Origin of the sequence: Halomonas sp. 111, from assembly GCF_052379685.1 — a bacterium.
Classification (GTDB): domain Bacteria; phylum Pseudomonadota; class Gammaproteobacteria; order Pseudomonadales; family Halomonadaceae; genus Vreelandella; species Vreelandella citrativorans.
This window is the reverse complement of sequence record NZ_JBQSYV010000022.1, coordinates 1-22200: the sequence shown is the minus strand read 5'-3', so window position 1 is coordinate 22200 and position 22200 is coordinate 1. Positions and strand designations below refer to the sequence as shown.

Here is a 22200-nt window from a genome sequence, read left to right as displayed (position 1 = left end):
CGTTAGCGCCCATGTCGGCCTAATACGTCGCCGAAAAGATGGCCGGCTCGATTGGCTTTTGCACTCAGGTAGCGATGATTCTGGTCGGTGACGCTCCCATAAAGTGCTTGACGCGATACCACCTCAATTCCGCCTTCACGCAGGGCAGCGATCTTCAATGGATTATTCGTCAGTAGCTGCACTTGAGAGATCTGCAGCGCATTAAGCATGTCCACCGCCACGGCGTACTGGCGCTCGTCGTCACCAAACCCCAGCACCTGGTCAGCATCCATGGTGTCCAGGCCACCATCTTGCAGAGTATAGGCGCGCAGCTTATTGGCAAGCCCAATGCCCCGCCCCTCCTGGGCCAGATAAAGTAGTACACCTCCCCCCATGGCCTGAATGTCCGCCACGGCATTACGCAACTGCTCGCCGCAATCGCAGCGCAGGCTGCCAAATAAATCGCCGGTCAGGCATGCAGAATGCAGGCGTAAAGGAACTGCCCCTTCCAGCGTTTCAGGCTGTCCGATTACGACCGCCACATGCTCGCGTAGCCCATCCGGCTCGCGGAACAGCACAAAGCGACTTTCAGCAGCGTCTTCCAGCGGAATCCTGGCTTCGCTCACCCGTTTCAGCATACCCGGTGCACCGGCCAGGCACTTTGCAGCGTCTCTCGCATCAACCTCCAACAGCTTGCCCTGAGCAATTTCCTGCGCCACCGATTCAGCCGCCGGGTCACTCACATCGGCACATAGCGCGGCTGGAATTAGCAAAGCACGGCGCATGAGTGCGACCGCGCCACGCTCACCAGGTCCTGCGGGTTTAAGGCCACTTAATAAGGAATGCGCGGGTCGGCTCGCCGCTTGAACCACCGCGAGCGCCTGCAAATCATCTTCGTTCACATGCTCAACCAATGGCAAACAGGCTGCTTCCGCCGTTAGTGACATGCCCATCGCCTCCAGGCGATGGCGCGTTAATGCCAGAGAGGGTCGCGTCCCTGCGAGTTTGGCCAGCATATCGACCGACTCAATGCCCTCTAATGCCTGTACCAGCAGACGCTTTTCGCCCGTATTAAGCACAACCGGCAGCCCACGGCGAATGTCGAAAATAGCGCGTTCAATGTGATACATAGTGGCCTCCTGATTGCCTGGTGCAGCGGGTAGCGTACGCTTGTGTTGAACTATACGGCCCCGCAAGATAAGACTGTTTTCTCAGCGTGGAGGCGTTATGTCCGACACCCGTCACCATAGTGGCTGCATTGGTCCTAAAACATTGTTGGAGAAGAAGACGTCGCTGGATATAGACACGGCGTGGGCGTGGCTGTTGGCAATACGTGAAGGCCGAACAACCGAGGCGCCATTGCGGCTCGACGCTGAGGGCAATTGGCACCGTCAGAACGCTATAACACCGGCGGCCACTGACCTGTTGGACTGCCTGGTGCCGCTGGCGAGCCGTCCCCACTGGGTGATTGCCCAACTGGGGCAAAGCCTGGACGGGCGCATTGCGACGCAGAGTGGCCACTCGCATTACATCAACGGCCATGAGAGCCTGGTTCACCTGCATCGTCTGCGGGCGTTGGTGGATGCCGTTATCATCGGCGCCGGCACGGCCAGTGCTGACGACCCCCAATTGACAGTGCGTCATGTCACCGGCACGCATCCCACGCGGGTAGTGCTTGATCCACGCGGTCGTGTGCCTACAGGCATTAAGCTGTTCCACACCGACTCGGCGCCCACGCTGCACATCGTGGGGCCGGATACACCGCCGCCGCCCAATTCGCGGGTTCAGCGCCATGTACTGCCGCTTAATGCGCAGGGGCAGTTCGCCCCAAATGATGTAATCACGCTGCTTAATCAGTGTGGTTTGAAGCGCATTCTGGTGGAAGGAGGCGGCATAACGGTCTCCCGGTTTATTGAAGCAAATGACATTGATCGCCTGCATCTTCTGGTCGCCCCACTGCTGATCGGCTCGGGCAAGCCGGGGCTTCAGATGACGCCTATCGAGACGCTTGGAAGTGCTCTGCGCCCGACGATGAGAACGTTTCGCTGTGGAGACGACACGCTTTTTGACGTGGTGCTGAGAGCCACCACCTTTGCCTGACGGCTGGGCACGGTGACGTTTATCCATCGCCACCCAAATGCCCGGCAGGCTTGAAAGCAGTACTAACACACCATAAGCAAGGGACACCGCAACCCCTTGAGCAGTGGGCAGGCCCACCAGCGCCCAAGTGGCCACAGCGGCCCCTTCACGCAGCCCCCACCCGGCAACGGACAGCGGAATTAACATGGCTAACAGAAGCACCGGCGCCAATGCCAAAATTTTCGACGCCGCAAGCTCGACACCAATGGCCCGCGCCGCACAGACCATAACGACCCCATAGCTCATGACAATAACGAGCGAAGATGCCAGTTGTAAGTGCCACACCCCGGGGCTAAAAAGGCCTCGCTTGATATCCACCCCCATCGAATGACACCACGCCGGTAGCCGCGATGAAGGCAAGCGCACTACTCCTTGCCACACAGCCACGCCTGCAAGGCACAGCCCACCAATAATAGTGAGGCTAACCGGCTAGCCAAGCACAGCGTGCCATAGCGGAGAAAGTAACAGGGCCGCGATGGTTAAACCCACCACAGCCACCTGCCCAGAGGTGCGCTCGATAATTACCGCCCGCCATGCGCTACCCCGTGAGCCTGCTTGTTGAGCGTGCCGATGAGCGCGGCCAGCATCGCCTAAAATGCCACCAGGCAATATCTGATTCACTAACAAGGCAAGATAGTACTCCCGCAATGCATAGCTAAACCGCAGCGGAGCCCCCACTCGGTTGGCCGTCAACTGCCATCGCCACGCACTGAGCATAATTTGAACCACGCTAATCAGCAGCGCCACAACGACCCAGCCCAACGACAAGCGCTGTACCTGGCCCATGATGTCACGGGGCTCTACAAATAACGCGATCGCCCCCAGCAAGCCAGCGCTTATTAGCCCGCGTCGAATCCAAGGAGAGCGCCATATCCACTGCATGTTCATCGGGCTACGCCCTTTTTTCTGGCGTTGCTAGCAGGTCACAATGCCCCACCCAAATGCCCACCTCACCGGAAGCCACCGAGTGTGTACGTCGCTCACGCCACTCACCAATGCGAGTAGCGGCCTCTGGTGCCTGTTCTGTCGCCGCTTCCGCCCAGCCGTTAATGAGCGCCGTCATTAAAGGCTGATGTAAACGGTTAGCCGAACTCAACAGCCAAGGGGTAGCAACTTGTTCAACGTGATAATTCGCTTGTTCAAGCGCATTAACCAGCGCCTCGTGAGCCTGCCCGCCCAAGGCATCACCTAATCCTTTGTCGCGATGCTGATGCGCCATAAACAGCGCCAGTAGCCAGTGATCATCATCATCGGATAACGGCTCATCATCGGCATCGGTAAAACCCCACTCTCCGGTCACGCTAAGAGCCATTAACAGCGCCTGGTCACGTGACTGGCAGTGCGTTACGAGCGTTTCGATCCAACCTTGCGATACAAGATCCAGCAGTGCCGATGCGGTTATCAGATCCGCATCTTGCAGAGGTACATGAACAAGCGAATCAAGCGACGTACAGAGCGTTTCTACCCGAATGCCCGCCTGGGCATTTTCCAACTTGCCGATGCTGTCGCGGGCGTCGTTGAGTAGTTCAGCGTCATGGTCAATGAGCGTCCAGTGCTGCGGGGTCGGTAGAAAAGGCGCCAGGAAGCGCATATTGCTTCCTCTGCCTGACCCTAAATCGACCAGCCTCGGCGTCTGAGTGCGTTCGTTTAGCCATATAGCGGCCTTTTGAGGAAGCTGCTGGCTTCTAAACGTAACATCCACCTCTTCACGTAGCGTGAGCCAATCGGCACCAAACTGGCTGCCGGTATGAAAAGAGGGGGGCGGGTTCAGCGCTTTAGCAAACGCAGCACCGGCATGCTGCCAATCGCTAAGCGTTTCACGCACCGCTTCTGCACCGGCTTTAAGCGACGCACGCAGCTCGGGTTCATCGCAAAAACGGCTCAGTGCATGTGTCAGTGCTTTTACATCCCCAGGTGTTACTTTAAGGCCTGCGCCTTCCGGCAAGGTTTCATCAAGAGCGCCCCCGGTCGTGGTAATGACAGGCAGGCCTCGCGCCAGCGCCTCGGTGACCACCATGCCATAGCCTTCGTACCAGGAAGGCAGTACCAGGGCATGCGCGTTTTCGTACGTCCTGGTTAAGGTCGTCGCGTCGCACTCGCCGTGCAGTTGCACACAAGACGCAAGCCCATGCGCTTCAATCAACTGCTCTACCCGGTCGGCAAACGCCGTATCACGTGCGCCGCCATAACAGTCACACTGCCAGTTTCTCTGGTTTAATCCCGCCAACGCCTGGACCAACACATCCTGCCCCTTACGCGGAACAAGCGTTGCCACACACACAAACCGCAGCGGCTCGCCAAGCGCTGGGGCTGCGTTCATGGGGACAACGTCCACCCCTGGCTCGACAACACTAACCGTGGCCGCTATAGGCATGGCGTAGTGGTTTGCCAACGCCTTCAACCGGCGCTCAGTAAACCGGCTGGTCACGATTATTTGTGAGACGGCGGCAAGCGCCGTAAGCTCAGACTGATGAAATTGCTGCTGCTCGGATTCACTTAGCCCTTGCTCATCCCCCAGCGGATGATGCACCAGCGCCGTTATCATCAACCGATTGGCCTGCTCAATAATGATGTCCGGTAACATCCCCATGGCGAGACCATCGATCACCACGTCCGTCGCCTCGGGCAAATCGTTTAGTGCCGTAGCCAATTGCTCGGCAGCCTCTTGGTCGGCATTAGGGAAGCGGCCTGACAAGCTGATGACATCGACGGTGCGCCCTTCCTGACGCAGCGCTTCGATAATGCGCGCATCGTAGATATAGCCGCCGGTGCGCTGATCAAGCGCCCCCGCGATAATAAACGTCAGTGGTTCACTCATAGATCGCCTTCATAGCTTGCCCAGGCAATATGCGACTCATGCAGTTTGACTTCCATACGAGCGATGCCTTGCGCGGTTTTCCCCATTCGACCCTCACCGATGGCATCGGCTAAACGGCTGAAGATAACGCTGGCCATAAACTCGGTGGAGGTGTTTTTACCCTTAAAGGCCTCTTCGTCATCCAGATTGCGATAGTTCAGGTGTGACAACACTTCCTTGAGCGTTTCGCTGGCGAGGCCGATATCAATCACTAATCCGTCCTCATCAAGCTCCGGGCGCTGAAAGACCACATCAACGACATACGTTGCTCCATGCGTGCGCTGGGCAGGACCAAAAATGTCACCTTTGAAGCTATGCGCAATCATAAAGTGATCACGAACACATAGACGGTACATAAACGCTCCTGATAGTAAGCTGTAGTGGTTAAACGTGAGCGGGGTAACGAAGGCGGTGACATAGCACGTCGCTGTCCGTAGAAAAGAGTTTGGGAGCAAGCTGGGGCAAGGCGTCAAAGTCGCTCTCGCCACTAATCAGTGCGTCTAATCGGCTATCGTTTAACAGGCTCAAGGCCAACATTAAACGGCGCTGGAAGTCCCAGCGCGGGCGCAATTTAGCGGGTAGCTGGCCCACCTGGCTGGCGCGCAGGCTAAGGCGCTGTGAATGAAACGCGCCGCCCAAGGGGATACTCACCTCCCCTTCGCCAAACCAGCTCATTTCGATAACTCGGCCTTCGTTGCCGACCTGGCTTAGCGCTTGGCGTAAGCCTTCGGGATGGCCGCTGGCGTGAATAATGCAGTCTTGATCGTTGGGCGCTTTTTCCGGGGTACAAAAGACAAGGCCTAAACGCTCGGCGAGCGCCTGGCGCTTCGGGTTAATATCAATCAGCGTGACGCTCACACCGGGGATCTGTGAACACAGGTAAGCCACCAGGGCGCCTACAACACCGGCCCCGATAACACTGACGCGTTCCCCAAGCATTGGTTCGGCGTCCCAAACGCCGTTAATGGCCGTCTCCATATTGGCGGCCAGCACGGCGCGCGGCACCGGTATACTGCCAGGAATAGGCAATACGGCGGAAGCAGGAACGACATAGCGATCCTGATGGGGATAGAGACAAAATACCGTTTTGTTAAGCAGGTGCGCAGGCCCTTGCTCAACAACGCCGACACTACAGTAGCCATACTTGACCGGCGCGGGAAAACTACCTGCCTGAAAAGGGGCCTGCATACGCTCCACTTCACTTTCGGGTACGCGAGCATTGAATACCAGCGACTCAGTGCCACGGCTAACGCCACTGAACAGGGCACGTACGCGTACGTCTTCCTCCCCTACGCTGGTGAGCGTCTCTTTTTTAAGCTCGCCGACCCTTGGACGCGTTACCCAGAAGGCAGTGGCCGTATCGTTCGCCGACATGTCATTTCCCTATTATTCGCGTTTTCATCCAATCAGTTGGGCGCCTCTACCGTTAATCTGGCATGGCCAACGTATGAAATTTTTGTGGCGTACCGTAAAGCTTAGCCCAGAAAAGACACAGGTCGATGAATGCGAGCGCCAATTTCGTTTAAGAACGGTTAAAAATGTACGCAGGTACTTTTCAGGGACATCAATACGCTATGATTAATGAGGTAGACAACCGCAGAGCCACGTATAAGAAGCGTATATATAAAACAGGCTCACCCATCAATTGACTGCGGCGGGATATCCGCTTTGCGAGACACAATGGTGCGAATTACCACGCTCGCTTCTAGCCATCTTTTATCGAGCCGCCTCTACAGCGCCAGCGAACTAGCGGTGGGCAGTTTGCTACTGCTGGGGCTGGGCAGCCTGCTACCCACATTGACGGTAACGGCTTTGAACTGGGGGCTAGCGTTTGGCACCTATGCGTTTATTAGCCTTTTCGTATTGATTTTCTGGTCGGGTGGCGCTCTTGGCTGGGCCAACAGAATAACGTTACTGCGCGCCGTATTAGTCGCGTTGGCGGCGGGGGCGCTGGCCGACAATGTATTCACTCATGCCATTTGGCTATGGCTTGTTACCGCAACCACCGCGCTGATGCTGGATGGCGTGGACGGCTGGATAGCCAGAAAAACGCAGAGCTATAGCACGTTTGGCGCCCGTTTTGATATGGAGCTGGATGCGCTGCTTATCCTGTTGCTCTGTGTGGGGTTAATTCAACTTGAATCGTTAGGGCTGTGGGTGCTTTTGATTGGCGTTACGCGCTATGTATTTGTGGTGGCTAGCTGGCACTTTACGTGGCTTTCAGCCCCTTTATTTGCCAGCAGGCGCCGTAAAGTGGTGTGCGTTTGGCAAGTATCCGCCCTGCTATTGGCGCTCACCCCGCTGACGCCCACGCTCGTTGCGAGCCTATTGGCGTTTAGCGCACTACTCTCACTTGCCTACTCCTTTGGCATCGACACCTGGTGGCTTTATCAACAGCGCCGACGCCAAGCACTTTAATGACCTGCACGTTACTTACCCTGCTACTGATGGGCGCTATGCCTGGCATAGCGCCCAATGATTTACTCGCTAATTTGCTGCTGTAACGCATTCAATTCTTCAGTATGGCGTTCTAGCTCAAGCGTTGCCTCTTCCAGCTTAACGCGCCTTTTTTCAATGTCATCGTCATCGCCTTCATTGAGCGCCTCTTCAAATTCCGCCTGGCGCTCTTGAACCTCTGCAAGGCTCTCTTTTACTTCATCCGTTGCATCATTTAGTACGCTTTCATTCGTGCAGTTATCGTCAATCGCATCTAACGCGCGCTGCAAGCCTTCCTCTCGATGCTGATTACCCTGAGCCTGGGCATGCGCTAACTGCTCACGAACATCGGCTGCCTTGCTTTCACATAAATCATCGGCGGCAGCGGCGACCGGTGGTAACAACATACCCGCCAATAAGGCCACAACACCTGCCTGAATCATATTTTTTTTCATGTTTTTCCCTATAACAGCTCATTTGATAAATACTGGCTCATCGAAGGTTAGATACACAAAATGCCTGGCAGTTCGCGGTCGTCACTCTGTTTAAACGTTGCTGACGCAATGACCAAGGACTCACCACCCGTGCGTATGGTCAATGTTGGCTACCGCCTCCTGGATTAGATCATGATAAAAGCGTTACATTAACCCTCAAGAAGATGCGCACAAGGACCGTAACCGTATGATCAATCTCGCCATTTATCGCCCCTTGATAGCCCCCCTGCTCATGATGGTGATGCCTACCGCAAGTTATGCAGCGGCAAATATTCAAGTGGCGGCGGCAGCTTCGCTTACCGATGCACTTAACGAAGCTATCGCGACCTATGAAGCACAGCATGATGTATCTGTAACGCCGATCTATGCATCTTCATCCACCCTTGCCCGCCAAATTGCCAACGGCAGCCCGGCGGCGCTTTATATTTCAGCAAACGTTGAGTGGATGGACTGGCTGGAAGCCCAAGGCATTAACGTTCAAAAGCGCAGTGATTTACTGTACAACCGCTTGGCGCTGGTTTCAGCAAGCCCTGACGCTCCCGAGCACTTCACACCAGGCGAAGACGCCCGCATCGCCACACTGCTGGGTGAGCGGGATCGGCTCTCGGTCGGCGACCCGGACCATGTGCCGGCAGGTATCTACACCCAACAGGCGCTTGAAGCGCTAGGAGAGTGGGAGGAGCTACTCCCAAGGCTTGCGCGTGGCAACGACGTACGCGCAGCCCTTACTCTGGTGGAGCGCCAGGAAACGCCAGCGGGTGTTGTGTATCAAACCGACGCATTAGCCAGCCAACAAGTAAGAGTGTTGGGGCTTTTCCCGCCTGAAACGCATGCGCCTATCACCTACCCGATTGCCTTGATCGACGCCGAGAAGAACGATGCAGCGGTTGCTTTACGCCAATGGCTTGAGAGCGAAGAAGCACTGAGCATCTTTGCACAGTACGGATTTGATACAGGTATGGATGCCCGGTGAGCCTTTCGCCTGCTGAGTGGGAAGTTATCCGCCTGAGCCTTTTAATCGGGCTGGCCGCCATCGCCTGGATTTTACCGCCGGGAATTGCCGTCGCCTGGTGGCTGGCGCGCGTTGAGTTTCGCGGTAAAGCGGTGGTGGACGGCTTGATTCATCTGCCACTGGTGTTGCCGCCTGTAGTCGTCGGCTATTTATTACTGGTGACGCTGGGTAGACAAGGCGTTATTGGCCAATGGCTGTATAGCACACTGGGCGTGTCGCTGCCGTTTACCTGGCAAGGTGCTGCGGTCGCCAGCGGCGTTATGGCGTTTCCACTGTTGGTACGCGCATTACGGCTCTCCCTTGAAGCAGTTGACCCGAAGCTTGAAGCCGCCGCCAGCACATTGGGCGCTAGCCGATGGCGGGTGTTTACCACGATTACGCTGCCGCTGGCCGTGCCCGGCCTGCTAACCGGCACGGTGCTCGCCTTTGCCCGGGCGCTTTCCGAGTTTGGCGCAACGATTACCTTTGCTTCCAACATCCCCGGCGAAACCCGCACCTTGCCGCTGGCGCTTTACACCCTGATTCAATCACCCGGCCAGGAGGCCGCCGCCGCGCGGCTGTGCCTAATCGCCATTGCCATTGCGCTGGTGTCGTTAATTGCCTCGGAATGGCTAGCCCGACGCACCCGACAACGCCTACAGGAACGCGATGGCTAACGTGACGACGTCTTATCAGCCCAGCGACCCGCGGCTCTCGCTACAGGTTGAACAACAGCTAGGGGCTTTTCATCTGTCAGCTGCGCTCAACCTGCCCGCAACCGGTGTCAGCGGTTTTTTTGGCCCCTCCGGTAGCGGCAAAACCAGCCTGCTTAGGCTGATAGCCGGGCTTGAGCGACCACAGCAGGGTGTCATAACACTCGGCGAGCAGACCTTGCTGGATACTCGGCAAGGTATCTTCGTACCGGCGCACCGGCGGCGTATGGGTGTTGTGTTTCAAGAAGCACGTCTGTTTCCGCACTACCGCGTGCGCGGTAATTTAACCTATGGCATGCGTCGCCCGGCGTTACAGCGCTTTGCCGAAATAGTGGAGCTACTGGGTATTGAGGCCTTGCTGGAGCGCATGCCCGGCACACTTTCAGGGGGTGAAGCCCGCCGTGTGGCCATTGGCCGAGCACTACTCAGTGACCCCCAACTACTTCTTATGGATGAACCGCTAACCGGGCTTGATGGCGCGCGCAAAGAGGAGCTGCTGCGCTACATCACTCGGCTCACCCAACAGGTGGATATTCCGGTTATCTACGTTAGCCATGATGCCGAAGAGATCACGGCGATTGCCGATCATTTGGTGGTAATGAAAGCCGGACAGGTTCGCGCCAGCGACACACTGGGCGCCCTGCTCCAGCGCTTTGATCTAACCCATGAACTGGGGGGATTTGATGCGGCCTCGCTACTGCAAGGCGAGGTCGTCGCTCATGAAACCGCGTATGGCCTGACTCATTTAGCGCTTGATGACGAACATCAGTTGGTACTGCCTGGCACCTCAGCGCCGATTGGCAGCCGCTTGCGAGTACGCATTTTGGCCCGCGATATTGCCCTGGCGCTTATCTCACCCGCCAACACCAGTTACCGCAACCAGCTCAGCGCCACCATCACTGATTTCATCATCCTTCCCGAAGCACCTTATACGGTGGAGCTGCGTTTAAGCATCGGTCGATTTTTCTTACGCGCCCGGTTAACGCGTAAATCATGGGATGAGATGGGGTTGGCAAAAGGCATGCAGGTCACGGCACTCATTCGCAGCGTGTCGTTTACGGCATGTTAAGTGTGTCTGGCGCTGAATTAGACAGGCCGCGGCTTCGCCATGCGACTGGCATTTCAGAACCGGCTTTGGCGTACACAACGCTTTTGAACGGATACGTTGCCTCTGCTATCGCTCACTTTTGCGTTGATCCAGCGTCTGATTTATCAGAGTGATCGCATAAGCGGCTGTGTCATCCGCCAAATCGTTGGCCGCTAAGTCGTTACCCGCTGACGTCGACAGGATATTTTGAACAGGATTCTCTAAATCAGGCGCCTCAAGATGATTCTCGGCCGGATGGGCAAGCCGAGCGCGAATACCGGCGATTGCTTGCTGCTCTTGCTCATTTGGCGAAGCCTGGCTAAACCGACGCTCCAGCAGATGCGCGGCGTACGCCAGGGTCGAGGCGTACTTCAAGTTCTGATAAGCCCACCGGTGCGTCGCCCCGAACGAGATGAAGCTTTGCATGGGGCTTGCAGCATCAACGAAGCTCGCCCGTGCTGTATCAAGCGCGGTGACGGATCCTATCAGGCGTGAATGACGCTTCGCGTCGCCCTCTTCGGCGATAATATCCCCCAGTAGCTTTTCAAACGCTGATAGAAAGCGATCAAATGCCTGACGGGCCTGCTCGCGAGTACTCTGCGGTAAGACGGCAAGCGAGACGATGATTCCCGCGAAGGCACCCACCAGCGTTTCTTCCAGCCGCAGGACAAGCAACCCCGGCGTAAACTCTCCCAGAATGCCGTAGATGAGCGAAAGAGCGATGGTGATTAGAAACGTCATCATCGCGTAAGAGAGCATCATCAGATAAAACGCTGCAAAGATCGAGATCGCCACCAGCGGTATGGTCCAGTAGAGATTGCCATGCACCAGGGTAGCAAGCCCAATACCCACGCAAATGCCCACAACAGTACCCAGCGCCCGGTTAAGCCCACGAACGGCGACAGCACCCCGCGACTGAGTATTAGAGAAAATCAGAAAGGCCGTCATCACCGCCCAGAACCACCTTTCTGGAGACAACGCGAGACCCACAATCATGGCAATGCCGGATGCCAGTGTTACCTGAACAGCTTGCCTGAAGAATGGATTGGCGAGAAGGCTTCCGCGCGGCGACGAGGCCGCGGCAGGCACCGAAGGCGGGTGCTTGGGAGATGAAGCCGAAGAGGAGGTACCGATAGAAGCGACATCGGCTCGCACTTTTACTTCAACATCCCGCAGCTCAGTGAGCTGCTTTTCAAGCACGGCAAGCTCGGGGCCGGATGTTTTATGATCAACTTTTAGCGCGTCATCGAGCACCCTTTCGATAGCAAGTCTCAGGTCAAACAGGCGCATCGCCAGTAGATCGGCTAATTTGATATCCATTGCTTCTGACATTGCGGGTAGATAGCTTTCGCATAAGAAAGTCGCCTCCTGCGCCCGACGTGCCAGTCGGGTCGTTTCACGCAAGTCGATCGCCATTCCAGCCTGCAGCGAACGTGCGACCCCGGCCTGCAACCGGTCTGCAGAGAGCAGGGAGGCACGTATCGCCCGTTCAAAATCCTGAACGGGCCGTTCCGGCAGCACAAAATTGCGGACGAAATGTGCGATAAAGCCTGATAACGCTAATGAAATAGCAATATCCATTAGGTCCGTATCAGGCGCCTTCAAAAAGGCAGCGATGACACCGCACATAAAGGTGAACGCGCCGACGCCCTGCCAGCGAGCGCCAAACTGGCGTATAAACACTGCCCAAAAAATGACCCCAAGCAGCACGGCACTAATGTGAAGAATCGAGTGTTCAACTAGCGAAATCGCCGCAATAACGGCGAAGCCGCAGAGTGCGGCAAAAATGCGGGAAACAGCGCGTTTGCCAGCCGTTGCATCCTTTATGGCCACCGCTCCTTGAAGCGCAGTAAGCATCGCAACGGCATAGGCTGGCGCAGGCATGGGAAACCAGCGATGAAGAAGGAGAAGCGCCAGGCAGACAAGCCCCATCGTGAGCATTGTGCGTACAGCCAAGCGAAGCCGAACCCGGCCAGGGTCAGACGTCAAAATGCTCAGTCTGAAACGACCAAGAGCACAGGTTGCGAAATCGTAAGGTCTAATCACCATTATTGACAGGGCTCGGTAGTAAGCAATCGGGTAGAAGCGGCCAACAAACGTCTCTTATTCACTCCAGCCACTTTTATAAAGCCGAGACGTCTGAGACACATCGTTATGGGACGTAATAGTTTCAGGCGGCCTCTTTCCCTTACATTCCCAACATGCACTTATCATTTATGAATCGATTCTTCATCCTGACAGGTTTAGTGTCAACCCAATAACCGTCGCGCTCTTTTGCTAAAGTATCAAGCTGTCTTTTCCAACAATAGCTTTCAACAATAATAGCGTCATCACTTTCTCCTCTGATCGCCCAGAGTGTGTACGAAAAGTCGCTTAACTTAAGCGTAAAAGTTCAATTTACGCGGGCTGCCCTTTCTAAATCTTTTAACCACTTTTGAAAGGGAAATTTGTATCATAAATAAACTGATACGAACGATGTGCGTAAAAACTATGTGTATAAAAACGATGTACATAAAACCATGTGCATAAAAAAAAGCCCTTATCAGTTGGATAAGGGCTTTGATCAAAAACGTTAAAAGAGCGCTTTAGTGACGGAAAGCTTCGGGATAGACCGTCAAATCAACCCCCCATAGCATCGGTAAAAGGAAGTATACAGACGCCGTAATCAGGAGCATGGAGATAATATTCAGGCCGAAACCATTACGTACCATTTCGGTGATCTTGATTTTGCCGGTTGCGAAGATAATCGCGTTGGGCGGCGTCCCTACCGGCAACATGAAGGCACAGTTGGCCGCCATGGCAGCAGGTACCATCAAAGCAAACGGGTGAATATTTAGCGCCAGCGCCAGCGATGCCAGTACCGGTAAAATCATGGTTGCCGTTGCTGTATTGGAGGTAATTTCCGTAAGAAACAGCACTATACCGGTCGCCAGAAGAATGACCAGAATGAAATTCATTCCCTGAAGCACGCTCATCTGGTTGCCAATCCAGCCCGCCAGACCTGAGGAGCCGAATCCTGCTGCAATGGCCAAGCCGCCTCCAAATAGCAGTAAAATACCCCACGGTACGTCCCGCGCGATATCCCAGTTGAGCAGACAGCCGCCTTTGTTTTTAGAGGGAAGCAGGAACAGTAATATCGCAGCACTGATCGCTATCATGGCATCACTGATGCCGGGAATATTAATAATCTGGCCTTGCCACAAGAAAGAGCGAGTAATCCAGAAAAACGCTGCAAAAATGAATACTCCCAGAACGGCTTTCTCTTCAAATGAGATCTTGCCTAGCGCTTCCTTTTCTTTCTGGATGAGTTCCTTACCGCCGGGAAGGTTACGAAAACTAATCGGATAAATCAGGTAGGTAAGCATCAGCCAACCCAGCACCAGCAGCACGAGAACCACCGGGAAAGCAAACATTAACCAGTTGGCAAAGGAAATTTCCACACCAAAAAGTTGATTCACGACCGCCGCTAAAATGATGTTCGGCGGTGTACCAATCAACGTGCCTAACCCACCAATAGTGCCGCCGTAACCGACACCGAAAATTAGTGCTTTACTGAACTTGTCAATTTCCTTGCTATCAACCTCGCCCCCGTTTTTACCCAGCTCCTGGCTCACCTGGTAGACGATCGCGGTGCCGATCGGCAGCATCATCATGACCGCGGCGGTATTCGACACCCACATGGAAAGAAACCCAGTGGCCGCCATAAAGCCAAACACGATGCTGTTAATACTGGTGCCCAACACGGAAATAATCGTCAGTGCGATACGCTTGTGCAGGTCCCACTTTTCCATGGCCAGTGCGATCATAAATCCGCCCAGGAAAAGAAAAATAATAGGATTTCCGTAAGCAGCCGTGACCGTACTTCCATCCAATGCGCCCGTAATAGGCAGCAATATAATGGGTAGTAACGACGTTGCCGGGATAGGGATAGCCTCAGTAATCCACCAAACAGCGACCCACAATGTAGTTGCCAAGACCATGCGGCCTTCAAAACTTAAATCAGCAGGATGAAAAAACAGCGCAACCAAAGCAAACAGCAGCGGCCCAAGTACAAGCCCTACTGTTTGGGGCTTATTGTAGGCAGGTGGGCGTGGAGATGGCCCACTGCCCTGAGACTCTCCACCACCGGATGCGGCGGAAGGACGTGAGGTGCTGGGAGCATGCGTTGAGGGTAACGCACACATCAGCAGTTTCTTGGCTTGATCGTGGGAATACCATAGCTGGTCCCACACGGTCATCATGGCAACTCTGCGCATTATAAAAACACCGCTGTCAGGTGAACAAAAAGTAGATTGATAGTGAGCAACTTACCCAGGCTGAGAAGGGCTCAACGATTTCGTGGCGCCCTTTATTAACTGCAATAGGACATTAGTCCAGTAAAACGCCCACAATTACAACCAAAGTCTAACAACGTTAGTCGTATAACCTGAGCCAGCAGGCACCCTGGTTATTGCCAAAAAATGTCTATCGCTGTGTGCTGCCAGTCGCGAATCTGGAAAAACCCTCTGGTTTTCAAGCGTCACCCATCAACACAGGCTTTTCCTTGGTGACATATTGATGGCAAAAAAATTAACGTTTTGTATAGCTTTTATTAAGTCGCTTTTTACCTATCGTGGTCTATGCTGAAACCTGAAGCGGTCTTTCAGAAACGATTCTTTAAAAAACGTTGTGAAATGGCCCAAGGGTACGGGCTTTGGATTAGTGGGGATCAGGGGTGACTAATCGCAACGCGATGGGAGCCAGGATGAAACGTCAACATCTTTTCAATGGAGCAAAACCAGACAGCCGTAACTACCTTAAAAAACATATTGTATAACAGCCACATAGGAATCAAAAAGCCAAGAATAAGAAATGATAAAACGTGCTTTACTGGCTTTTTTATCAGGCTGCGTAGTCACATTGATCGCTACGTTACCTTTGTAATAGCGGTAAGGGAAGCAGCGAGCCCCTCTACTCATCGGAGCGGGATTTTTATTGGGCGAAAGCGTAAGAGCGAGAAGAGGCAAATAACACCTTTAAGGGGTTTGCTTCTGAAGGAAACCTATATTAGTCTTGAAGAGTACAATTTACGTACAAATAAACTCAGCATTCACAAGGAGTAGTGGCATGCAACATATCCATCTAGCAGAGATTTCCCAAGCTGGTCTTCAACTTGCGATTCAAGAAATCAAGGATGAAATGTTCGACACCCCGGAATGTGATTACACCATCGCCAAGCTGCTCTGCCACTGTAGCCAGTTTGAAACAGCGGAGCATCAGCTAGACGAAATGCTTTTAAAATGGGGCTCCTCCCCCGACGTGATTGAGCTAACTGACAAAGGCTATGCCATGCTAGCCAGCATGAAAGCCGGTGCCGCTGCCGAGATGACACCAACTGCGGTTTCTAGCAAGACACCTCGTCAGGCAATAGTCGCTGCCTAATTATTTACTTATCAAGGTACTGCTTTTCAGCCCTACCCTTGCCACTTTTATTCGGCGGCAAGGGTAGTATTCGTATAATCGGTCAGTCTTACCCGCTGCGTATCCCCGTTCATTAAAACATCGTTTCTCTGCACACCTCCCTCCCAGCTTTTTGCACTTACTGGGCTGACATACAAAGCAATACCAGCACTGCCAAGCGTAGTGACTGCTCTACTTAAAACCCTCCCAAAGAAACTTGCTCACGAAAATCCCGCAGGATAGCGCCAAGTGGTAGAATGCTGCCCCTTTCCGGAGGCGTCTACGTATGCCCATCCCTATTCGACTACCAGAGTGACGCGCGATGATTGCAACCACCACTGGCTTATTCCGCCCGCTTTTACAGCTGGGCCTTATCCCGCAGATTTTAATTGGCATCGTGGCAGGTACGCTGCTCGCAATCTTTGCACCCGCGATTGCCGGTAATGTAGCGCTACTGGGCCAGCTATTCATTTCCGCTCTTCAAGCCGTTGCGCCTATTTTAGTTTTTGTTCTGGTGGCAGCCGCCATTTCCGCCCATAGGCAGGGGCAGCCTACACATATTCGCTCGGTGCTAGTGCTGTATATTGTCGGTACGCTGATAGCGGCACTGATTGCGGTAGCCGCGAGCTTTTTGTTTCCTACGGAGCTGTCGCTTAACGCAGAACAGGTAAGTGGTAACCCGCCCGGAGATATTTTTCAGATACTGCAAAACCTACTGCTGAATGCGGTCGCTAACCCTGTCACTGCACTGATGGAAGGTAATTTTATTGCTATTCTTGCCTGGGCCGTCGGTTTGGGTTTAATGCTGCGCCAAGCCAGCGAAACCACGCGCCTTGCTCTTAGCGATCTTTCTGACGCCGTTTCACGAATTGTGGCGCTGGTTATTCGCATTGCCCCACTGGGTATCTTTGGCCTGGTGGCAGGTACGCTGGCCGAGTCAGGCATCGAGGCGCTGCTTAATTATGCCCAGCTACTAACCGTTATTGTGGGCTGCATGCTGTTTGTCGCGCTGGTAAGCAATCCGCTGCTGGTGTACATCGCCACCCGTCAAAACCCTTACCCGCTGGTCTTTGCCTGCCTGCGTGGCAGCGCGATCACCGCCTTCTTCACGCGTAGTTCTGCTGCCAACATCCCGATTAACCTTGAGCTCTGCCGCCGCCTGAAGCTGGACCCTGATACCTACTCTATCTCTATCCCGCTGGGTGCCACCATCAACATGTGTGGCGCGGCCATCACTATCACTGTCATTACCCTGGCCACGACACATACCTTAGGTATTAACGTCGACTTCCCGACCGCCCTACTACTGTGCATCGTATCCGCCCTGGCGGCTTGCGGCGTTTCAGGCGTGGCGGGCGGCTCGCTAATGCTGATCCCGATGGCCGCCAACCTGTTTGGCATTCCTACCGAAGTGGCCATGCAGGCGGTTGCGATTGGCTTTGTGATCAGCGTGGTACAGGATTCCACAGAGACGGCGCTTAACTCCTCAACCGATGTACTGTTTACTGCAGCTGCTTGCCGAGCTAAAGAGGCAAAGACCAGCGCCTAAGCTTCAAGCGTTCAGCCTTCTCTTAACAGCTACATTCCCGCTGTTAAGAGAAGGCCAATAAATACCAACGGCTCGTTTTGGATCATGACTTCAAAACGGGCCGTTTTGGTATTTGGCTTCTTATGGTTAGCATCCCCCATCGCTCAGAAGCGACGAAGCGCTTTTGTAGCGCTCAGGTTGACAAACAAGTGTTCCTTATATAGAACGTTCTCTATAAGGAACAACGAGACACCCTGTATGGATAAGCTTTCACTTAATACGCTGGGCCAGCATTTGCAGTCGCTGCGCCAGCAACAAGGCCTTTCGCTTTCTCAGTTAGCGAACGCCGCCGGTATGGCTAAATCCAATTTATGTCGGCTTGAGCAAGGCAACGGCAACCCAACGCTGGACACCATTTGGCGGCTGGCCGTTCAACTCAACACTCCCTTTGGCACCCTAGTCGCGCCGATTACCGTACCGCTGGGCGAAGACGGCGTGCAAGTACGCCTCATTGACCAAGGCAAAGGCGCCCCCCACGTGGACGCCTACTGGATGCGCTGCGCGCCCAACACGCGGCGCCGGGCTGAAGCGCATACACCGGGCACGCAGGAATCCCTTACCCTTATTAGCGGCTGGCTGGAAGCTGGACCGGAAGGTAACACCACGCAGCTTACCCCCGGTGAAAGCCTGACCTTCCCTGCCGATAAACCACACATTTATCGCACCCAAGCGGCAGAAGCCACCATGATCCTGACCATCACCTATGGTGAAAAAGGTGATACACCATGAGCCATGCATTAACTCACTCAGCGCTAAAAGGCGCACGAGAAGCCATCCCTCTGCTGGGCGGCTATATACCGGTCTCGCTCTCATTCGGCCTGGTGGCGACACAAGCGGGCTTCACCACATGGGAGGCCGCCGCTATTTCACTGCTGATCTACGCCGGAGCCTCGCAGTTTCTTTTTGTCGGTATGATCGCGGCGGGTTCGCCGCTTTGGCTGGTTGTCGCGATGACGCTATTGATCAACGTACGCCATGTGGTTTATGGCCCTAACTTGGCCGCATTATTGCCTCAGAGCCGTCACTGGCCCTGGCTGATGCACGGCCTTACTGACCAGGTGTTTGCTTTAGCCTTAACGCGGCTTCCTCACTTGGATAAACCGGAGCGCTTCGGCTGGTTTTTGGGAGCGTCGCTTCTCGCCTGGGGCGCCTGGATCATAGGGACTATCGTAGGAGCGACGGCAGGAGAGGCATTCACCGCTCGCTGGCCACTGCTGGGTGAGATTATGCCTTTCGCCCTGCCCGCGCTGTTTTTAACCATGGTAGCACCGCGATTTACCGACAAACGCTGGTCGCTCGCACTCAGCGGGGCCATAGTATCTGCACTCTTGTTTACGCTATATGGCTGGGCCAACGTCGCCATTCCGCTTGCGGCTGCTTGCGGCGCGCTCTGCTTCTATATGGTTAAGCTTGAATCCAGTAAAGGTGCGTTATGAGTACAGGGCTTTGGTTAGCGGTTATTGCCTCGGCATTAGGTACGCTACTCATACGCGTCGTCCCTTTTCTGTGGATGCAGCGCCGCTTAGGCAGTGATAGCGGCATCAACAACATGCCTCAGTGGCTGGGTATTTTAGGGCCGCTAATGATTGCAGCGGTGCTGGGCGTTTCTATTGTACCGGTTAACCCAAGTACGATTTCCTGGACCGCAACCGCCATTGGCCTGCTGGTTACCCTGCTGGTATGGCTGCGCGTGCGTTCACTGGGTTGGCCGGTGGCGGCAGGCGTCGGCATGTTTGGGCTGGTGCAAGTAGGCGCTTCCGTGCTTTAACCAATGCACGTCAGTTGCTGAATGAATCAGCAACTGACGTTAACCACTCACCAGCAGCAACCTACCAACTATATTTCAGGCTACCCACCACGCTGCGTGAGGCTCCGTAATAGCAGTAAAAGTCACAGCCACTGACGTACTCTTCATCGGTAAGGTTGTTGACGTTGACCTGGGCAGTCCAGCTGTCGTTAATGCGGTAGCTCGCCATGGCATCATAGAGCGTTGTAGAAGGGACATTTTGCTCAATAGCGCTATTCGCGCTGGGTACTGTTTCCCCCATATAACGCACACCCGCCCCTACCGAAAGCCCAGCCAACGTGCGGCTCATATCATAATCCAACCACGCCGACGCCATGTGCCTGGGCACCAGGGGAGCGCGCTCATCCCGCTGTGCATCATTCACATCATAGCGGGCATCGGTATAGGTATAGGCGGCAATAAGTTTTAGCTCATCTGTTAAATAGCCCACGCCTTCGATCTCTACCCCCTGCGAGCGGCGCTTACCTACCTGCTCCTGAACAGGCGCACTGGTCGAGATCAGGGTGTTATTTTCTTCGACATCAAAGGCAGCAATCGTGAGGTAACCATCGACTTCCAGCGGGGCAATTTTAACCCCAGCCTCAAACTGGCGGCCCTCTAATGGCTCGTAACTAGCGCCATCCGGCCCAATACCCGCCACCGGGGTGAACGACTCGCTATAGCTCACATAGGGGGAAACACCGTTATCGCCCAGGTACATCGCACCGGCTGTGATGGAGAGATGTTCGTCATCGTACCCTTCGCTGGAGCTGCCCGTGGTATCGCTAAAATCGTCGCTGCTATCGACATTATCGTAGCGCGCCCCGGCAAGCAGAACCCACTGATCGGCTATGCGCAGTTGATTTTGAACATAGAGCCCCACTTGGCGGCGATCGACATTATGCTCGGTTGGGTCGCCGGTATCAGGCGCAGTAAACGCAGAGTGGTCGGGATGATATAGATCCACCGTATCGATATTTGTAAAGAAGCTAGAGCCATCGCCCAAGGTGCGGAAGCTGTCACGGTTGGTGTAATTTAAATTCAGCTCTTGATAACCCGCGCCGACCAATAACGTATTCTCTGTGTTCTCGGTATAAGTACGCGCGATGAGTCGGTTATCAATATTAAACGCATCGTACTGGCCGTCCCGGTCAATAATCCCACGGGAAATACTGCGTGGCGGTGTCACATACGAATTGGGGTAAACGTTACGCAGCTCCAAATCCAAATGGGTATAGCGGGCATTCTGCTGGAACTCCCAGGTATCGTTTATCTGGTGCTCCAACTCATAGCCAATCGCAATCTGGCGCTGGTCTAACCGATCATAATCCGGTTGACCAAAATTGGTCGCTGGGTCAATTTTCCCAAACGGAGAGTCTTCAAGGGTACCCAGTGCCGGAAAAAACCCAGTGGTAGGCACGCCTTGGTCTTTCTGAACGCTAGCAAGAAAGGTGACGGTGGTATCATCGCTCACATCGACCGCCAGGCTAGGCGCAAAGTAATAGCGCTCTTTTTCACTCCCGTTGAGCTCGCCCTCGCCATCGCGATAGAGACCCACTAGGCGATAGCGCACGTCATCGCGCTGCCCCACCGGGCCAGACACATCCACCCCTACCTGGCGATGATCATGGTTACCGGCTTCAACCTGCAGCGCTCCTTGCGGTTCACGGGTGGGCCGTTTACTAATCCCGTTGATCATGCCGCCAGGGGGCGCCTCGCCATAGAGGATTGAGGCAGGCCCTTTCAAAAGATCAACACGTTCAAAGCCAAAGGGCTCACTCATCCACCAGAAATAGCCTCCTGTACGGAAGAGCCGCAAACCATCCTGGTAAGTAGCGCCTTCCGCACTAAACCCACGCAGGAAAAACCAGTCGGCATTGTTGTCATTACCGTAAGGCTGAGACACAACACCGGAGCGGTACTGGAAGGTTTCGTCATATTTATTGACGCCGCGATCCTCAAGCTCCTCCGCACTCACGGTTGAAATAGCGCGAGGCGTTTCTACATCCGGGGTATCCACCTTCAGCGCGGTCGCCGTCACCACAGTGGTCCCCATGTTCACGGCCTCTTCCTGCGCCAGTGCAGCAAAAGGCACAACACACAACGTCCCCCCTAACGACACAGCCAATGCACGGCGAATAGCGACAGACAACGGTGTAGCGGAAAAAGGCGAACGACGCATGTTAAACAAACCTCACTGACAGGCAGAATGGGGGAGAGGAGCACGTGTTTTTATAGTAAGCAAACAGAGGAAGGCGAATGATACGGATTATTATTCACAACTACAACAATCACACGATGTCAAGTTTTCTTAGCCACAACGCCATTTGCAGACTCGCCGCCGTCTTTCCTAAGGAGACTTGTGCTCTTTCGCACTTCTTTTCAAAATTGACTAGCAGTGAAATAAATTGGCGAGGCTTACTTATTCGCCTGCTAGCAAGAAAACGCTTTGGGAAGGTGCCAGATTAGCTATCTGGAACCTTGCTTTAGGTCTAGCAGGCTACCTGAGTCGTGCTCACACATGTTTCAGCTATTGTTGATCGACAACGCAAAACAGCCGGCTACTTTCGAGCTAACAGCGAAGCACATCGCAAAGATGGGTAACTTTCAAAGGACGCGGAGAGACATATGGGAAGGAAGATTGATTTTGAGCCATGGGACTTAAAATCTCTTGCCAGAAGCAAGCAAAAA

General features: G+C 54.3%; 18 protein-coding genes and 1 pseudogene. 10 read left to right on the top strand and 9 right to left on the bottom strand.

Annotated elements, in window-relative coordinates:
• Window positions 1-2: 2 nt before the first annotated feature.
• Window positions 3-1109, bottom strand: coding sequence for a GTP cyclohydrolase II RibA (ribA, locus tag ACT3T7_RS15490; RefSeq protein ID WP_444631491.1), 1107 nt, complete (start codon window positions 1107-1109; stop codon window positions 3-5).
• A 97-nt stretch (window positions 1110-1206) separates the two neighbouring features.
• Here ribA and ACT3T7_RS15485 point away from each other — a divergent pair, with 97 nt between their 5' ends.
• Window positions 1207-2079: a RibD family protein gene (locus ACT3T7_RS15485; RefSeq protein WP_444631519.1), complete on the top strand. Its 873-nt coding sequence runs from the start codon at window positions 1207-1209 to the stop codon at window positions 2077-2079.
• Window positions 2080-2190: 111 nt separating this feature from the next.
• Here the strand turns inward: ACT3T7_RS15485 and ACT3T7_RS15480 are convergent.
• The 4 genes and pseudogenes from ACT3T7_RS15480 to ACT3T7_RS15465 all read right to left on the bottom strand — a co-directional run.
• Window positions 2191-2904: pseudogene (locus ACT3T7_RS15480) on the bottom strand (lysylphosphatidylglycerol synthase transmembrane domain-containing protein); the annotation flags it as partial.
• A gap of 106 nt (window positions 2905-3010) precedes the next feature.
• Window positions 3011-4936, bottom strand: coding sequence for a glycosyltransferase (locus ACT3T7_RS15475; protein WP_444631490.1), 1926 nt, complete (start codon window positions 4934-4936; stop codon window positions 3011-3013).
• A complete protein-coding gene (locus tag ACT3T7_RS15470; protein ID WP_087109789.1) occupies window positions 4933-5331 on the bottom strand; it encodes a 6-pyruvoyl trahydropterin synthase family protein in 399 nt (132 codons plus the stop codon). The genes ACT3T7_RS15475 and ACT3T7_RS15470 overlap by 4 nt, the downstream gene beginning before the upstream one ends.
• Before the next feature lie 28 nt (window positions 5332-5359).
• Window positions 5360-6349, bottom strand: coding sequence for a zinc-dependent alcohol dehydrogenase (locus ACT3T7_RS15465; protein WP_444631489.1), 990 nt, complete (start codon window positions 6347-6349; stop codon window positions 5360-5362).
• Between the two features lie 306 nt (window positions 6350-6655).
• On the opposite strand from ACT3T7_RS15465, the gene ACT3T7_RS15460 reads away from it, so the two are divergent.
• Window positions 6656-7393, top strand: coding sequence for a CDP-alcohol phosphatidyltransferase family protein (locus ACT3T7_RS15460; protein ID WP_444631488.1), 738 nt, complete (start codon window positions 6656-6658; stop codon window positions 7391-7393).
• A 62-nt stretch (window positions 7394-7455) separates the two neighbouring features.
• On the opposite strand, the gene ACT3T7_RS15455 is transcribed toward ACT3T7_RS15460, so the two are convergent.
• Entirely contained in the window at window positions 7456-7866 is a 411-nt protein-coding gene (locus ACT3T7_RS15455) for a DUF1090 domain-containing protein (protein ID WP_193054497.1), read from the bottom strand.
• 226 nt (window positions 7867-8092) lie between these two features.
• On the opposite strand from ACT3T7_RS15455, the gene modA reads away from it, so the two are divergent.
• From modA to modC, 3 genes are read left to right on the top strand one after another with little or no spacing between them, the layout of a single operon-like run.
• Complete coding sequence (gene modA, locus ACT3T7_RS15450) at window positions 8093-8878, top strand: molybdate ABC transporter substrate-binding protein (RefSeq protein ID WP_444631487.1); 786 nt, start codon at window positions 8093-8095, stop codon at window positions 8876-8878.
• Window positions 8875-9573: a molybdate ABC transporter permease subunit gene (gene modB / locus ACT3T7_RS15445; RefSeq protein ID WP_193054495.1), complete on the top strand. Its 699-nt coding sequence runs from the start codon at window positions 8875-8877 to the stop codon at window positions 9571-9573. The genes modA and modB overlap by 4 nt, the downstream gene beginning before the upstream one ends.
• The gene (modC, locus tag ACT3T7_RS15440) at window positions 9566-10678 is read left to right on the top strand and encodes a molybdenum ABC transporter ATP-binding protein (RefSeq protein ID WP_444631486.1); all 1113 of its coding nucleotides are present in this window, start codon (window positions 9566-9568) and stop codon (window positions 10676-10678) included. The genes modB and modC overlap by 8 nt, the downstream gene beginning before the upstream one ends.
• 105 nt (window positions 10679-10783) lie before the next feature.
• On the opposite strand, the gene ACT3T7_RS15435 is transcribed toward modC, so the two are convergent.
• Both ACT3T7_RS15435 and ACT3T7_RS15430 read right to left on the bottom strand, forming a co-directional pair.
• Complete coding sequence (locus tag ACT3T7_RS15435; protein WP_444631485.1) at window positions 10784-12685, bottom strand: FUSC family protein; 1902 nt, start codon at window positions 12683-12685, stop codon at window positions 10784-10786.
• Window positions 12686-13281: 596 nt separating this feature from the next.
• Window positions 13282-14934, bottom strand: coding sequence for an SLC13 family permease (locus tag ACT3T7_RS15430; protein ID WP_172118991.1), 1653 nt, complete (start codon window positions 14932-14934; stop codon window positions 13282-13284).
• An 868-nt stretch (window positions 14935-15802) separates the two neighbouring features.
• Here ACT3T7_RS15430 and ACT3T7_RS15425 point away from each other — a divergent pair.
• The 5 genes from ACT3T7_RS15425 to ACT3T7_RS15405 all read left to right on the top strand — a co-directional run bounded on the left by ACT3T7_RS15425 (window position 15803) and on the right by ACT3T7_RS15405 (window position 19491).
• Entirely contained in the window at window positions 15803-16117 is a 315-nt protein-coding gene (locus tag ACT3T7_RS15425; protein WP_442353027.1) for a hypothetical protein, read from the top strand.
• Between the two features lie 340 nt (window positions 16118-16457).
• Window positions 16458-17684, top strand: a complete 1227-nt coding sequence (gene sstT, locus ACT3T7_RS15420) for a serine/threonine transporter SstT (protein ID WP_444622475.1) — start codon at window positions 16458-16460, stop codon at window positions 17682-17684.
• A gap of 237 nt (window positions 17685-17921) precedes the next feature.
• A complete protein-coding gene (locus ACT3T7_RS15415; protein WP_193054491.1) occupies window positions 17922-18452 on the top strand; it encodes a helix-turn-helix domain-containing protein in 531 nt (176 codons plus the stop codon).
• Window positions 18449-19159 (top strand): AzlC family ABC transporter permease, encoded by a 711-nt coding sequence (locus ACT3T7_RS15410; protein ID WP_441679522.1) that lies wholly within the window; start codon window positions 18449-18451, stop codon window positions 19157-19159. The genes ACT3T7_RS15415 and ACT3T7_RS15410 overlap by 4 nt, the downstream gene beginning before the upstream one ends.
• Window positions 19156-19491 carry an AzlD domain-containing protein gene (locus ACT3T7_RS15405; RefSeq protein ID WP_087109813.1) on the top strand — a complete coding sequence of 112 codons (336 nt, stop codon included), beginning with the start codon at window positions 19156-19158 and terminating at the stop codon, window positions 19489-19491. Before ACT3T7_RS15410 ends, ACT3T7_RS15405 begins: the two co-directional genes overlap by 4 nt.
• Window positions 19492-19552: 61 nt before the next feature.
• Here the strand turns inward: ACT3T7_RS15405 and ACT3T7_RS15400 are convergent, their stop codons facing one another.
• Window positions 19553-21691 carry a TonB-dependent siderophore receptor gene (locus ACT3T7_RS15400; RefSeq protein WP_444631484.1) on the bottom strand — a complete coding sequence of 713 codons (2139 nt, stop codon included), beginning with the start codon at window positions 21689-21691 and terminating at the stop codon, window positions 19553-19555.
• Window positions 21692-22200 lie beyond the last annotated feature (509 nt).